This window comes from Vibrio sp. 10N.222.54.A3, from assembly GCF_041474095.1.
GTDB lineage: Bacteria > Pseudomonadota > Gammaproteobacteria > Enterobacterales > Vibrionaceae > Vibrio > Vibrio crassostreae_C.
Genome location: NZ_JBFRTN010000036.1, coordinates 1 through 17,829 on the forward strand (window position 1 = coordinate 1; position 17,829 = coordinate 17,829).

The window sequence follows — 17,829 nt, forward strand, 5'->3', positions numbered from 1 at the left end:
TGACCATTGGTGATGACGTTCAAATCATGGCGAATGGAACGCTGGATATTACAGAACCCAACCTAGCTGATGGTGTTGTTACAACTAACACCATTGATGTGATGCCAAGTCAGAGTGCTGATGGCGCGACGATCACTCAGTTCACTTATGACGGTGTCGTAAACACACTGGATCAAAGTATTTCAGGCGAACAGCTGTTCAGCTTCACTGAAGGTAAGCTTTATATCACCCTTGAAGGGGAAGTACGCTTTGAACCTAATCGCGATCTAGACCATTCCGTTAGTGAAGACATCGTGAAATCGATTGTTGTAACCTCAAGCGACTTCGATAATGACTCTCTGACTTCAACCGTAACGCTTACAATCACTGATGGTGATAATCCGACTATTGATGCGGTGCCAAGCGTATCACTTGAAGAAGCTAATCTTGCTGATGGTTCCACGCCAAGTGGTAGTGCGGTTAGCCAAACGGAAACCATCTCGTTCACTCATCAAAGCGACAATGTAGAGACATTCCGCCTAGAGCCTAGTGAGTTTAATAGTGATGACTCATTGAAATCCGATGGTCTGCCAATTGAGTTGAAAGAGGACCCTGCAGGCTCAGGTAACTATGTTGGTTTTACAACTAGTGCCTCTAATGTAGAAACACAGATTTTCACATTAAGCTTTAGCGCTGCGACTCTGGGGCAATATACCTTTACGCTGTTGGAGAATATCGACCACGAGGATGGTCGTGGCAATAACGACTTCACGTTTGAACTACCAGTTTACGCGGTTGATACCGACGGTGATGACTCGTTAATGTCACCGCTATCGGTGACGATTACTGATGATGTTCAAGTGATGGTGAGTGGTTCGCTGAGTATCGAAGAGCCTACTGTCGCCGACTTGGCTGCAGGTACGCCAACGACATCCGTTTTCGATGTATTAACATCCGCGAGTGCCGATGGTGCGAGTGTGACTCAATTTACCTATGACGGCACCGCTTACTCTCTAGATCCTAATGATGCGACCGAGCAAGAGTTTACCTTCACCGAAGGCTCACTGTTTATTACGACTCAAGGGGAAGTCCGCTTTGAGCCGAACCGAGATTTAGACCACTCGGGTGGCGATATCGTTAAGAGCATCGTGGTGACGTCCAATGATGGCGATGATGACGTTCTTACCTCAACAGTGACGCTGACTATTACCGATGGTGATGTTCCGACCATTGACGTGATTCCGCCTGTATCACTGTCGGAATCCAGTCTTGATGACGGCTCTGCGACAAGCAACTCTCCAGTCAGTGAAACGAAAGATATTCAATTCACGGAACAAAGTGATGATGTTGAACACTTCAGAATTGCGACTGATGAATTTAATCCGTTAGGTACTCTCACTTCGAATGGTTTGGAAGTCGAACTTCGCGAGTTCCCGGCTGACTCAGGGGAATACACGGGCTTTACGACTAACGCACTAAATCAAGAAGTTGAAATTTTCACCATCAACTTTGATGACGTTGTGTTGGGGCGTTACACCTTTACGCTACTTGAAGCGCTTGACCACGAAGATGGACTCGACAATAACACCTTGAGCTTTGATCTTCCGGTGTACGCGGTAGACAGCGACGGTGATGACTCAGTGATGTCGCCACTGACGGTGACCATCGAAGATGATGTTCAAGGCATGAGCAATGGCATCCTGAATATCGAAGAGCCGATTGTCGCCGATCTGGCCGCAGGGGTGGTGACCACAACCACGATTGATGTGATGCCAGATCAGAGTGCTGATGGCGCGACCATTACTGAGTTCACTTATGATGGTGGGACTCCACTGACGCTTGACCAAACCAATACTGGCGAGCAAGAGTTTATCTTCACTGAAGGCTCGTTGTTTATCACCCTTGGAGGTGAAGTTCGCTTCGAGCCAAACCGCAACCTAGACCACACGGTTAGCGAAGACATCGTTAAATCGATAGTGGTGACATCTAGCGATGGCGATGTAGATGTTGAAACGGCTACAGTTGTACTGACCATTACTGATGGCGATATTCCAACCATCGAGTCCGTACCAAGCGTGACGCTTTCTGAAACACAACTTTCTGATGGCTCGACACCAAGCGGCAGTGCGGTGAGCCAAACCGAGACTATCTCGTTTACTCACCAAAGTGATGATGTTGAGAAGTTCCGAATCGAACCGACGGAGTTCAATGTCGGCGGAGCGTTAACGTCGAACAACATTGCGGTTGAGCTTAAAGAAGACCCAGCAGACTCAGGCATCTATGTCGGCTTCATTGATGACGCTGGTACGGAAGTACCAGTCTTTACCTTGAGCTTCTCCGGTACTACGTTAGGCGAATACACCTTCACACTACTTGAAGCGCTAGACCATGCCGATGGCTTAGATAACAACGAACTGACCTTCGATTTGCCAGTTTATGCAGTGGACTCAGATGGCGATGATTCATTGATGTCTCCGCTGTCGGTGACCATTGGTGATGACGTCCAAATCATGGCGAACGGTACGCTGGATATTACCGAGCCGAATTTAGCTGACGGTACGGTGACGACCAACACCATTGATGTAATGACAGCGCAAAGTGCCGATGGCGCATTGATTACCCAGTTCACTTATGACGGGGGCACGGCTCAAACCTTAGATCCAACAATCACAGGCGAGCAGAAATTTACGTTCACTGAGGGTGATGTGTTCGTCACCATCGAAGGTAACGTGCGCTTTGAGCCAAACCGTGATTTAGACCATGAGAGTGGCGATATCATTAAATCACTGGTGTTTACTTCGAGTGATGGTGATGTGGATGTTGAAACGGCCACTGTCACACTAACGATTATTGATGGTGATATCCCAACCATTGAATCGGTACCAAGCATCGCGCTTGCTGAAGCAGATTTAGCGGATGGCTCGTCACCAATCATGGGGGCAGTGAGTCAAACAGAAACCATCTCGTTCACTAATCAAAGCGACGATGTTGAGAAATTCCGCTTAGAGCCAACCGAATTTAATACAGATAACTCACTCAAATCAGATGGCTTGATCATTGAAGTTCGTGAAGAGCCAACGGGCTCGGGCAGTTATATTGGTTTTACAACAAGTATCTTGAATGTCGAAACTACGGTGTTCACTGTAGACTTCAGTAGTACTACCTTGGGTGAATACACCTTCACACTTTTGGAAGCTATCGATCACAGACCAATCCAAGGTAACAACGATCTGACGTTCAGTTTGCCGGTCTATGCCGTTGATACCGATGGCGATGACTCTCTCATGTCACCACTATCGGTGACGATTACCGATGATATTCAAGCTTTAGTCGCTGGCTCATTGACAGCGAAAGAGCCATCAACAGGTGTTGAAACATCCAATACTGTTGACCTTATGCCGGACAGCAGTGCGGACGGAGGGACATTAACGAGCTTCAGCTATGATGGGGAGGCTTTACAAACTCTTAATCAAAACATCGCAAGCGAGCAGTCGTTCACTTATGACGAGGGTACGCTATACGTCACTATAGACGGAAACATGCGATTTGAACCTGTGCCAGACCTCGATCATTCTGGTGGCGATATCGTCAAAACTATCTCGGTTAATTCAGTCGATGGAGATGGGGATATTGTTAGCACCTCTGTGTCGCTGAGGATAGAAGATGGCGATGAACCAGTGATTGATCTTATTCCTGATGTTGCTCTGAATGAAGCAAGCTTAGCTGATGGTTCTGCCTCTACAGGGACAGCTGTCAGTGAAACCAAAGTCATTACGTTTACTGATGGTAGCGATGATGTGACGCACTTTAGGGTCGATAGCACGAACTTCAATTCGTCAGGTGCATTGAAGTCGAACGGCCTGACAGTGGAAATTAAAGAGCAACCTACTGATTCGGGGAACTATGTTGGCTTTATTATCGGCGCTTCAAATGTTGAAACGAACGTGTTCACACTTGAATTTTCGAACAGCAATCTTGGTCAATATACATTTACGCTTTTAGAGGCTTTAGATCACGCTGATGGTAACCTTTCTAATACCTTAGATTTCGATATCCCTGTGATAGCGGTTGATGCCGACAACACCGATTCAGCATCGTCCTCTTTGAACGTCACCATTACCGACGACTTACAGCAAACGCAAGATCGTACTTTAAGTATTGTTGAACCTGTGACGACTTCAGGAGCAGGTGGTCCGCCAACTACAAGTATTGTCGATGTTATGCCTACAGAAAGTGCAGATGGTGCGACCGTTACCCAGTTTATGTACGGGGCAGATGGGCCGTTTACGCTTGTTCAAACTGATTTTACAGAGCAAGAGTTCACAGTTGCTGACGGACGGTTGTTCGTTAAGTTGGATGGCTCGCTCCGTTTTGAACCAGATAGAGACCTTGACCACTCGAATGGCGATATTGTTCGAACCATTACCGTGACAACAAGCGATTTCGATAATGATGTTGAAACCGCAACGGTGACGCTTACTATCACGGATGGCGTTGATCCTGTTATCAACATTGTCCCTGACGTTTACTTATCTGAAGTGAACTTATCCGATGGTTCAATGCCGACGGCAGGGCCAGTTAGTTCAACTCATACCATCACTTACACAGAAGGGAGTGATGACCTGAGTCATTTCCGAATCGCTACGGATGAATTTAATTTTGGCGGGTTACTGAAATCAAACGGTTTAGTCGTTGAATTGAAGGAGGAACCAGCGGATTCGGGCAGCTACGTCGGATTCACCACAAACGGTTCCGGTGCAGAAACCGATGTCTTTACGATTAGTTTTGATAGTGTTAACAAGGGCCAATTTACCATTACCTTGCTGGAAGCACTCGATCACCTTAATGGTCTCAATTACAACGATTTGAATTTCCGCTTGCCAGTTTATGCTGTCGATACAGATGATTCTGAATCAACAAGACGAGATGTCGTTGTGACGATTGAAGATGACATTCAGCAAATGCAGGATGGGGTTCTTACGATCACAGAACCAAGCTCTGGCACGCCGACAACAGCAACGGTTGATGTTATGCCCTTGCCAAGCGCGGACGGCGCGACCATCACCGAGTTTACTTACGATGGTGGATTATCCATTTCGCTCGATCAGACCGTGACGGGTGAGCAAGAGTTTACCTTTACTGAAGGCTCTTTGTTCGTCACGTTAGATGGTGATGTTAGGTTCGAGCCAAATCGAAACCTTGATCATTCTGCCGGGAATATCGTTAAAAATATCGTTTTCACTTCATCGGATTTCGATAACGATATCTTCATGTCGAGTGTTCGACTGACCATCATTGATGGTGAAGGGCCCGCGCTGAATGTAGTACCCGGCGTTAACTTATCTGAAAGTAACTTAGCAGACGGATCTTCTCCTGACTCGGTGCTGATTAGTGAAACCAATACAATCACATCCATCGCTAGCAGTGACGACATTGCAAGAATTGTTGTCGACACGTCTCTATTTAACACTGGCGGATTAATCAAGTCGAATGGACTAGTGGTTGATTTAAGGGAAGAGCCAGCAAACTCTGGTGACTATTTAGCATTCACGACGGTTTCACCGGGCGTTGAGGTGCCTATCTTCACCTTAACGTTTGATAGTTCAAACCCAAGCATTTATACCTTTACACTACTAGAGCGACTAGACCATGCGCCTGGCGATGGCAACAATGACATTACTTTCGATTTATCGGTTTATGCCGAAGACACCGATGGTGATGTGTCCGCTCCTAAGCAACTTGAAGTAGTTATCGGGGATGATGTTCAAGTGATGCAATCTGGAGACTTACTAGTCACTGAGCCAACCTCGGGCACGGCGAGCAGCAATGTGTTTGAAACAATAACGGGTCCAAGTGCAGATGGTTCAACAGTTACTAAATTTACCTATGATGGTGGGGCTGAGGTTCTTCTCGATCAAAACGATATTAATGAGCAAGTATTTGTTTACCCAGAAGGGACACTGTTTATTAAACTCAATGGTGATATTCGCTTTGAGCCGAATAGAAACCTAGACCATGAAAATGGCGATATCATTAAGAACATCGTTGTTGCATCTCAAGACCAAGATCTCGATCTAGAAGACGCAACCGTTAGGTTAGTAATTAGTGATGGTGCTCCACCGACGATTGATATCATTCCACCAGTGAGCTTGAGTGAAGTGAACTTAGCCGATGGTTCTTCACCAAGTTTACCTGTGAGCCAAACAGAGCAGATAACCTTTACTGCGGGTAGTGACGACGTTAGCTATTTCCGTATTGCGACCAATGAATTTAATGTCGGCGGAGCTCTAACGTCTAATGGATTAGCGATTCAATTGAAAGAGGACCCTTCAGTTGCCGGTGGCTATATAGGATTTACTACGGAAGACTCTCTTCTTGGGCCAGAAGTTGAAATCTTTGAAATTAGCTTCTCATCGTCAGTGCTAGGCGAGTACACATTTACGCTCCTCGAAGAGATCGACCATGCGGACGTTCAAGGTAACAATGATCAACTATTTACCTTGCCTGTTTACGCGGTAGACACCGATGAAACCGATTCAGCAATGACACCACTCAGTGTCACCATTACCGATGACGTGCCTGAAATTACTGAGATAGAGGTTGGCAGCAGCTTTGTTGTGGATGAAGAGGAGATTGGAACACCAACGCAAGCCTCGGGAAGTTTTGTGACGACCGAAGGAGCTGACCAAGTTGAAACTTACGAATTGAGAAATATCTCAATGTTGGAAGCGACGCTATCGTCTGGCAATGAAGGTATTAAGATCACTGAGATCACAGGTGCTGCTAACACGACCACCTACCAAGGTGCAACTGACCCTGGCGGAACGCCAATTTTCACATTAGTTCTGACTGATGATGGTGCTTACACATTTACCTTGCTTGGTCCTCTAGACCATGAGCCTAGCTCAGAGGCGAGAAATAAGCTGCTTATCTCCTTTGATGTAGTGGCTGTTGATAGTGATGGTGATGATTCCAACCAGTATCAATTACCAATTCAAGTCATTGATGATATTCCGGAAATGACGCCGCCGACGGGTGAAGTGATTGTCGATGAAGATGACTTAGCGGGTATAGGCTCTGACCAATCTGAAGATACCGTCATTAATGGTTTGTTTACCATTGATGAAGGTGCGGATGGTGTTGTGTTGTATGAGTTGGTTAACCCTGATGCAGTGCTAACAGGGCTTACGTCTAATGGTGAAGCCCTAGAGTGGCTTCCGGTTGTTGAGAGTGGTACGACATTTACCTACACAGCACAAACTGAGACAAGCAACGAGGCTGTGTTTGAAGTTGTGTTTGATACTAAGGACAACAGCTATCAGTTTGAACTGTTTAAACCGCTCACACACCCTATAGCTGACGATGAAAATAGCATACTGCTGAATTTCTCTGTCGTAGCCGAAGATTTCGATGGCGACCAGTCTAATGCAATCGCACTGGATATTACGGTCACCGATGATATTCCTCTAGTGACAACTCAGTCTATCTCTCGCCTAGAAGGGCAAAACTACAATGGCTCTTTGGTGAACATGTTTGCGAGTGCAACAGACCAAGGTGCCGACACCGCTGTGCTCACCCAAATAGAAGGGATTTCAAATAGTGATGTTGATATCGTTTTCAGGGGAGGAACGAGTGGAGCATTTAGTGGTAGTTATGACCTAAACTTAGGCAGCCAGCAGGTTCGTGTTTATGAACAAACCGATGATGGAAGTGGAGGAACAGTAGAGAGAGAGTTGGGTCGCTTGCGTATAAACTCGAACGGTGAAGTCGAATTTAGAGCCAATGGTTATCTAGATCATGACGGCGATGAGATCAACTTCTCGATCAACGTAATTGCAATCGATGCGGATTTAGATACCTCTGAAACGCCACTGAATATTACTATCGTTGATCAAGACTCAACGGCTGTGTCGCTGAAAGTGACGACAACGGAGGATATTGGTCGTGATGCATCAATTGATTATGCAGCGGGTAGTGAACCAACAGACCTAGAAAACACCTTTGATAATCAAGACGGTCTAGCTGATGCACCTGCTCAAGTAGCATTGCAAGTAAACTTGTACGACCAAGATAACACAGAGGCGATCGGCCAACTGAAGATCTTCGATAATACAAACCATAGAGGTACATTCTATTACTTTGATGGTGCTGAATATGTGAAATTGTCGACAGATGTAGATGGAAACTATGTTCTAGATGGTGCAAATATCGTTCAGACTTTCATGCCTGATCCTGATGACTCTACTGATCCAAAAGATGTGATAGCTACCATCGATAATCTTTATTTTGTACCAGACCGAAACTTTAGTACCGGTAATGGTGGAGCCACAATAAATTATGAATTGGAGATCGACAACAACGGGGTACCTGACCATACGGTAAGCTCCAACTTTAGAATTGAAATTGAAGCCGTAGCAGATGAGGCTGAGTGGGATGATGCAAACAGCACTTATACTTATCTTCCTGATACAGACAGCATGGGTGCAGAGATTCCGGTAACGGAAGATGGAAATACCATCACTCTTAACCTCGAGGCTGATTCTCAAGATAATTCTCGCCCTGAAACACTCACATATCAACTTACTGTTGATGAGGGCGCTGGGAAGTTCACTCTGTTGGATAGCTCAGGGAATCCGATAGGGCCTGTTGGAGGCCCATATGTTATTGATGCGGCAGATATCAATAGCACAGTCGTCGACCCGATTGATAACTTCTCGGGCACCATTAGCTTTAAAGTAGTAGCTTTGACGGAAGAAACCCGTAATCCATTCCTAGATGGAGATAATAGCGGTGCTAACAGTAAACAGGTTGCCACCTCTGAAGAACGAATATTAGTTATTGATGTACTTCCAGACGCCGACTTAGGCACCTTAAGCGTGAATCGCAAAACCATCAATGAAGATAATATTCTCGATCCAGATACTGTTGGGGATCCTAGCAATAGAGTCGCGTTCACTCTTGATGAAGTGATTACGATGACACCATCTGAAGATTTGGATACGTCGGAAACTCTATACGTACGCATCAATAATATCACTCAGGGGGCTGGGCTTTATTTACTTGGGACCGATACCCTTGTACCAACCGTGACAATTGAGGGTGTCGATTATCAAGAGATTCTTTACTCTGAACTTGCCAACGTAGAAGTGATACCCAAAGAGCACAGTAATGAAGACTTTAGTTTTGATGTGTTAGGTGTTGTCAAAGACAAGGCAGATCTTTCAACGGGTGAAGTAGTTGATGAAATCACATTTGGTCCTAAAACAGTCAACGTTGAGGTCATTGGTGTTGCTGATGTGCCATTTGGTGGAACTAATGGTACCGATTGGGAAGAGTTTACAGATGGCGGTGTGAGTGGGGTACAAACCACAATCCAAGAGAGTCAAAGCGGAGACAACTACGCTGTTCTAGATTTCACGGTGTTGTCTGGTGAGAGAAAACCAGATGACCCGGCTGATGATCCTCTTGTCGGCGATGGTTCCGAATCGATAACCGTTATTCTATCAGGTATCCCTGAGGGCGTGGTAATCGAAGACGGTGATGGTACGGTTATTGACCTAAATTTCGTTGGGTATGAAGATGACATTAACGGAAACCCTGATTTAGAGAAACCAATCTATGAAGCGAATATCACAGAGGAAGGTATTACTTCTGGTATCCGAATTCGTCCGGTTGACTCGTCGACAGAAAATATTCATATCAAGGGGCAGATTGTCGTTACCGAGAACGATGGACACACCTTAACGTTTGATCAAGAAGTTCGAGTGTTGGTTGAACCTAGAATCGACACTTCTGCAACCTATAGCAACACCACAACCGGTGATGAAGACACCGCTATTAATATTGATTGGCATCCACAAGGTGATGATTACATTGATGATGACGAACATTTCACTTCAATTACCATTAATGGCATTCCAACGGATGTAGTTGCGGTGGTCAATGGTGATGTTACGGTCGATTCCAGCATGGCCGGCACCTTAATCATTACACCGAAAGACACCTCACAGACACCGGAGCAATTTACTCAGATTGCTTTGGCGAACAACTTTATCCAAATGACACCACCAGAAAACTCAAGTGTCGACTTTACGCTGACAACCGTCGTTGAGATGGAGGAGAGAGATTTCGAGTACACCGATGATGCGATTGTTGGTGAGGGCGGCCGAGTAGTTGCTAATCCAGCAATTACAGGCACCATCACAGTACAAGTTGTGCCTGTTGTGGAACCTAAAGATCCAGATGGAGATGGAGTTGACGATAACTTTATCGTTTTCTCCAATGAAGACGGTAGTGGTGAGTTAACATCAATTACATCTGATGCTGCGGGTGTAATCAAACTCACAACCAATAGTGATAACCAAGCCGTAGATGGTGGTGGTATTGAGATCTTGGATGGTGAGTACGTTATCCGTTACAAAGAAGATGATGTCTCTCCGGTATTTCCTATCAACGAAGTCGTTAACGAAGTCGTCATTCAGTTGACTACGACGACTGACGGCACATTGCCAGACGAGGTGTTGAGTCAACTACTCGTGACTGGCGCTGTGTATGAGGGTGATGGTCGTTGGGTAGTCACAGATGAAGATGCGTTTACGATTAGTGCACCTGAGGGTTTAGATCTAACTGCTCCATACACTGATGGTGATGAAAACAATAACAGCAGTATCAAAATGAAGGTGTTTGCTCAAGTTGAAGACTTGGGAGACGAATTGAGTGACCAGAATTCTGCGATTGCTCCAAGAGAGGGTAATGTTATTTTGACCTTCCCTGAAGAGATCGTTGGTGGAGGAGAAATTGCTGCTGATATCGCTGCAACTCCGAACCAGACAATCGACGCGATTGAAGATACTCAGCTCATGCTTGGTGACGCGCTTGAAAGTATCATTAGTTTCAGTGGTGGCGATACATTTAACGACGAAATTACCATCGTTATTGATGATACCGTGTTTCTTGACCCATCGGACCTTACCCAAACACTTAACATTAGCATCGGTGGTAGTGGTGAGATTGACTTCGTTAACGGCGAATATGTGTATCAGTCCACTTTGGTACAAGGTGTAACGCCAGATTTCTCTGATTTGGTGTTGAATTTACCCGCAGATTATTCTGGGGACTTTAAATTGCCATTTACGGTGATCACCAAAGATTTGATATCGGGTGATGAGAAGGTACTTGATACCAGCGCCATCATTAAAGTCTCTGCTGTAACAGATGTAGCGCCAAGTATTTCTGTCGATATTACTGGTTCTTTGGATGACTCGTTGAACCCTGTCGATATCGATGGTCAACCGGGCGCTGAAGCTGTGGGTTATGAAGACACCTATATTGTGCTTGATTTCTCGGGTTCGGTTGCAGACCAAGTCAATGGTGTTGAAGGCGGTGATGAACGCTTCACCGATATCACTTTAACCTTAACTGACACAAGCAATGGCGAATTCTACAGTGATACTGGAACGCCATTGGGCACATCCATCTCTTTCACCGAAAGTGAAATTGAAAATGGTGCCTTGTCAGGCGTGTTGTTTAAACCGAAAGAGAACTTCCCGACTTATGATGACGTAAATGGTGCTGATGTCAGTACTGTGAACGTTACTGTGACAGGTAACATTTTAGATACGGCGACCTTCAATCAAGATATTCCTGACACAACTGAGGATGCCACAATCGAATCTTTCTCAACGTCGGTTAGCTTTGACGTAGTCCCTGTGGTGGATGATATTGCGATCACTGGTCCTGGAACGAACGCAGATGTCATTGAAATAACGGGTAGTGAAGACCAAGAGATTTCACTCGCTGGCTCAAGTCCAGTGTCGATTGCTTTGACGGATTTAGATGGTTCGGAAGAGTTTGTCTCTATCAAGTTTACTGATGTCCCTGATGGCTTCCAATTCAGGGTAGATAACTCCTCAGACTTCACGGTTAAGAATAATGGTGGAGGCGTGTGGAGTGTCCAATTGCCTTCAAATGTCTCGAATTCATTCGATTTGAGCGAAATATCGGTACTGCCTCCGAAAGATTTCAGCGGTACTTTTGAGTTTGGTGTTGAGGTGTTTACGCAAGAATCTTTGCTCGGTGTACCAACTAACGCAGGTACTCTGCCAAGTTTCCAAGTGCATGTACTTCCTGTAGGGGACGATATTGATACGGATCCGACTGATTCGGTAGTCGGTTTAGAAGGCGAAAATATTGATATTGAAATCAACACGACTATTCTGGATAACGCATTTTCTGCATCGGGGAGTGGGACTTATACTGAAAACTCGCCAGAAACCATCCGTGTTGTGGTCAGCAATGTTCCACAAGACGCGTCAATTTTGCATCCGGATGGAACAACACTAGGTATTTACGATTCAGCCTCTGATACATGGACGCTAGACGTAGATGCAACAGCACTCGATAAGATCGTGTTTAACTCCGGTGAGCACAATTCAGACACAGGTAATGCGCTTGGTATTGATACACCGTTGTCTATTTCTGTTCGCTCAGTAGATACAGATGCGGATAACACTGAGTATTTAGGGGCGGAAACCATTTTCAGTGTCGACTTGGTGGTTGATCCGATCAATGACCAACCAACATTTGTCAATATTGAGAACTTAGAGACGCCGGAAGACACCTCTATTGCATTGAGTGATATATCGGGCTTTAAGATAGAGGACCCGGACGCCGTTTATGATGATCCGAACGCGATCTACACACTAACATTATCGGTCGATCAAGGTACGTTGACCTACACCTCTTCAACGGGTGTTACCTCTACGCCAACTAGTGGCAGCGCCATTGTTCTCTCTGGAACTTTGGCCAATATAAATACTGCTCTGGATACAGGTAGTGTCAGATTCGAATTGGGTGCGGATGAGAATTACCTAAATCAGGGAGGTGTTGCGACAGTCACTGCCACTGTTGATGATGGTGGTAATAACGGTCTGATTGATGCTGGAGACCCGAATACCGCTCAAACCAATCAAACAACCTTTACCATTAAGGTAACGGAAGTGAATGATCAGCCAGTGGCAACGGACATCGACTTGGGCACGATTGCTGAAGATGAGCAAATCGTAATTAAAGCTGAAGATTTGATTGCCGCATCAAGCGATCCTGAAGGTGATAACCTGACAATAACCGATGTCAGTCTCACTTCGGGTCAAGGGCAGTTGGACTACTTTGAAAACAGTGGTGGTGTAGATGACCCGTCGATTACTGGCCCATATTGGGTTTTTGATGCCAACGATGAATACGATGCGACCAGTGGAAATATCAGCTTTACATATACCGTTCAAGACGATGGGCAAACCAATGGAGCTGATGACTTCCTAACAGACACCGGCGATTTGAGCTTAACTGTGACAGGTGTTAATGATTCGCCTGTTGTTAATGGTGACAGTGTCACGCCTGTCATTGACGAAGATGTCGAGCAATTGATTAGTGGTATTACCGTAGCAGACCCTGACTATGTAGGCGTTCATGCCGACGATTTCATGACGGTTACCTTGAGTGTCGATTTTGGTGCTTTATCGGTAACTCTGCCAGGAACAACCACTGTCACTGTTAGCGGGCAGGACACAAGCTCAATCATACTGGAAGGTACACCGGCGGATATCAATGCAATCATTAATACACCAACCAACCCTGTTGGCGTGTTTGTGAATACGCAATATATCCCATCGAACAGTATTCAGTTACAAGTGGTAGCTCAGGATAGTGGTAATCCATCTGGCATTATTATCGAAACACCACCAGAAGAGTTTACGATACAGGTGACACCAGTGGCTAACGCGCCAACGTTATCGATTGACCCTGCATCTAACTACGTGAGAAACATTACTGCGAGTCAGTCAGTGAGTGCGAGTGGTATTCCTTTGGTTGGAATTATCGCGGCATTAACAGACATCACAGAAGAGCTAACGCTGCATATCAGTGATGTACCTGCTGGCGCTCAAATCACCAGTGCTGCGGGTTCTGTGACGGATCTTGGCGGTGGTGTTTGGGTAGCAACGGCAGATGCAATTGAAAGCTTGCAAGCGGTTGGGCTTTCTCAAACTCCAGGTAACTACACACTGAAAGTCGAGGCGGTTTCTGAAGAGACTGACAACAACGATACAGCAACCTCTGCATCGATTGACCTTAACTTGAACATTGTGTCTAACGCAGTTGATATTAACTTGGCTTCGGAAACCGATGATGTTCAGTTACTGGCTGGTGCTAATGCGACTGACTTAACGGGTGGTTCAGGGAATGATCGACTTGAAGGTGGCGCAGGTGACGATACGCTTGTTGGCGGTGACGGTAACGACACCCTGATTGGCGGCGGAGGCTCAGACATTCTGACTGGTGGTGATGGTATGGACTCGTTCGTATGGCTTAACATCGAAGATGGTGTTGAAGATACGATTACCGACTTTGATTTGTCGGAAGGGGACAGCATTGACTTGAGAGAAGTGTTGCCGGAGCTTAAAAATACATCTCCAGACATGACCGCGTTGCTACAACAAATAGACGCGAAAGTGGACGGGGATGATATTGAGCTTACGATCAACCCGGATGGCTTAGGTACTACGGAACAGGTGATTGTGGTTGAAGACCTTGCGCCACAGCTAACCTTAAGTAGCACCATGCCTTCGGACATTCTGGATGCATTGGTACAGCAGAATGTGATAACTCACGGTTAAAGCGAACCATTGAACCATAACGAAAGAGGCCAGCATTGCTGGCCTCTTTTTTGTTACGGTATAAATTGAAAAGAGTTACTTAAGGGAGTTGTGGATCAGGAACTCTTCTTCAACACCTTTCAATTTCATCTCATCCATAATGAAGTTCACCGTGTTCAACAAACGTTGTTCACCTTTAGGAATCAGGTAGCCGAACTGACTGTTGGTGAACGGGGTTTCGCAGCGGGCCGCTTCAAGACGTTCGTCAGTTACCTGATAGAACAGACCTTCAGGGGTTTCTGTCACCATCACATCAACTTTGCCTTCCGCTACTGCTTTTGGTACGTCGAGGTTGTTCTCGTAGCGTGTGAAGCTTGCGTTCTGCAAGTTCGCGTCGGCAAAGATCTCGTTAGTGCCGCCAATGTTCACGCCCACACGAACAGAAGAGTGGTTCACTTTCTCAATGCTGTCGTACTGTTCTGCGGTGCCTTTCGCAACCAAGAAACACTTACCAAAGGTCATGTAGCCTTGAGTTTGTTCCGCGTTTAACTGACGCTGCATTTTACGCGTAATGCCGCCCATCGCGATGTCGTACTTATCGTCGTCTAGGTCGGTCAGTAGATCTTTCCATGTGGTACGAACAATCTTCAATTCAACGCCTAATTGTTCCGCGATGTGCTGTGCAACATCGATATCGTAGCCAGAGTAGCTTTTACCATCGAAGTAAGAGAAAGGCTTGTAGTCACCTGTGGTGCCCACACGCAGAGTACCTGATTTTTGAATGTCTTCTAGCTGGTCAGCTTGTGCGACACCAGAAAGTGCCAGAGCAATGTAGGCAAGTAATAGTGATGTTTTTTTCATTGTAATTGTCTGTTGTGTTTGTGTTGTCATTCAAAGTAACAGAAACAATCAGAGAAAGAGATCAAACCATTGGAAAGGTTGGAAAAGAAGATAAAACGAGGGCAGGAGATAGGTATTTCTACGCTTTATGCGCATTAATCGAGATGCGTTTCATATTCTATTTTGATAAACCGAAGACAAACAAAAAGCCCATCTTATCGAATAACATGGGCTTCATTTTGGTTTAACTTGTTAGCTGCTTATTTAGCTGTTTAGCTATTTGGCAACTGACTCGTTGTTCATCTTAGCCGGAGCTTTAGATGCGTTAACCAGTAGGATACCAACGGTTAGTACCATCGAACCACATAGTAGGAACAATAAGCGTCCTGTTGGTTCGTTTGGAATCAGAGCCATTGCTAGGATACCGAAACCTGCTGTGCTGATAAGCTTACCAAGCATTGAACGCTGTTTAGTATCTAGGTTTTGTTGCTCTTCACCTTCCGCTACAAGCGGCGTGTTCCAGTTAGTGAATAGTTGGTCAACTTCTTTCTCACGCTCTGGCGATAGGCCTTTGTAGAAGCGAGAAGTCATGATGAAGTAACCACCTGTGAACACTACGTGAGCAGCTAAGCTAAGACCTACTTTCAAGTCGCTCCATTCACGGCCTGTAAGCGCTGTTTCTAGACCAAATAGGTTCTCGATGTCTTCTGCTTGCAGAGAGATACCGAAGATGTAAGAAACGAAACCACCAACCACTAGAGTAGACCAACCAGCCCAGTCAGGTGTCTTACGAATCCACATACCTAGTAGGACAGGGATAAGCATTGGGAAGCCAATCAACGCACCTACGTTCATTACGATATCGAACAAGCTTAAGTGACGCAGAGAGTTAATGAATAGACCAATCGCAATGATGAAAATACCCATCATGATAGTCGTTATCTTACTTACAATAACCAGCTCTTTCTGAGTCGCATTTTTACGAAGAATCGGGCTGTAGAAGTTCATTACAAAGATACCAGCGTTACGGTTCAAACCTGAATCCATAGAAGACATCGTTGCAGCGAACATTGCTGACATAAGAAGACCAACCATACCTGCTGGCATTACGTTTTGTACGAATGCTAGGTAAGCAGCATCACCGGCTTTGTCGCCCATTGATGTGTATTGCTCAGCGAACTCAGGCATGAATGCACTAACGTACCAAGGTGGTAGGAACCAAATTAGTGGACCAACAACCATAAGGATACATGCTAGGCCTGCCGCTTTACGTGCGTTTTCACTGTCTTTTGCACATAGGTAACGGTATGCGTTGATGCTGTTGTTCATTACACCGAACTGCTTCACGAAGATGAATACAACCCAAAGGATGAAGATGCTCATGTAGTTTAGGTTGTTACCTAACATGAAGTCGCCGTCGAAGTTAGCAACAATGTTAGTTAAGCCGCCACCGTGGAAGTAAGCTGCTACCGCACAAGTGATTGTCACGGCCATGATTACAAGCATTTGCATGAAGTCAGAAGCAACAACCGCCCAAGAGCCGCCGGTTACTGCCATCAATACTAGAACCATACCCGTTACCACAATGGTAGCTTCCATTGGGATGTTGAATACCGCTGCTACAAAGATAGCTAGACCGTTTAGCCAGATACCTGCAGAGATAAGGCTGTCCGGCATACCTGCCCATGTGAAGAACTGTTCAGACGTTTTACCAAAGCGCTGACGAATAGCTTCGATCGCCGTTACCACACGAAGTTGGCGGAACTTTGGAGCGAAGTACATATAGTTCATGAAGTAGCCAAAAGCATTGGCTAAGAATAGGATTACAATAACGAAACCGTCATTGAATGCGCGTCCTGCGGCACCTGTAAACGTCCATGCTGAAAATTGTGTCATGAAGGCAGTTGCACCAACCATCCACCACAACATTTTGCCGCCCCCTCTGAAGTAATCACTTGTAGAGGTGGTGAACTTACGGAACATCCAACCAATCGCGATTAAAAAGAAGAAGTAGGCGAGAACAACAAAAGTATCAATAGTCATCTTTTCAGCCTTTTAAATATCATAATTAACTGGGCTTAGATTAACGCGTCCCAAGGTTTATTTGTACTACAATATGTCTTTAGTATGATCTAGGTCGCATTGATTTTTCGGCCTCTAACACGTGGTTATATAAGTATTTGTTTTAATTGAATTTAAATGTGAGTGTATTTTGTTTGAGATCTAAAATAAATTGAGGGTTAAATGTTTATATGTATTACAATATAAACAAAAGCGCTTACTTTGCCGTATCTATAAGATTTTAATTATAACCGTAACAAATGTGCTACAAATTGGTGTGTTGTGCGACGACATTCAC

3 protein-coding genes are annotated in these 17,829 nt (G+C 45.3%); 1 reads left to right on the plus strand and 2 read right to left on the minus strand.

Features of this window, described 5'->3' with window-relative positions; all coding sequences use genetic code 11:
• Positions 1-14,651, plus strand: a 14,651-nt coding sequence (locus AB4507_RS08990) for a cadherin-like domain-containing protein (protein WP_372182559.1), incomplete at its 5' end; no start/stop codon positions are given.
• Between the two features lie 75 nt (positions 14,652-14,726).
• On the opposite strand, the gene AB4507_RS08995 is transcribed toward AB4507_RS08990, so the two are convergent.
• Positions 14,727-15,491 carry a transporter substrate-binding domain-containing protein gene (locus AB4507_RS08995; RefSeq protein ID WP_372182560.1) on the minus strand — a complete coding sequence of 255 codons (765 nt, stop codon included), beginning with the start codon at positions 15,489-15,491 and terminating at the stop codon, positions 14,727-14,729.
• A 255-nt stretch (positions 15,492-15,746) separates the two neighbouring features.
• Complete coding sequence (locus tag AB4507_RS09000) at positions 15,747-17,513, minus strand: sodium:solute symporter family protein (protein ID WP_017061487.1); 1,767 nt, start codon at positions 17,511-17,513, stop codon at positions 15,747-15,749.
• Between the last annotated feature and the right edge of the window lie 316 nt (positions 17,514-17,829).

Coding starts and splice junctions, on each gene's coding strand:
- AB4507_RS09000 (WP_017061487.1), bottom strand. CDS start 17,513: ATGACTATTGATACTTTTGTTGTTCTCGCCTACTTCTTCTTTTTAATC.
- AB4507_RS08995 (WP_372182560.1), bottom strand. CDS start 15,491: ATGAAAAAAACATCACTATTACTTGCCTACATTGCTCTGGCACTTTCT.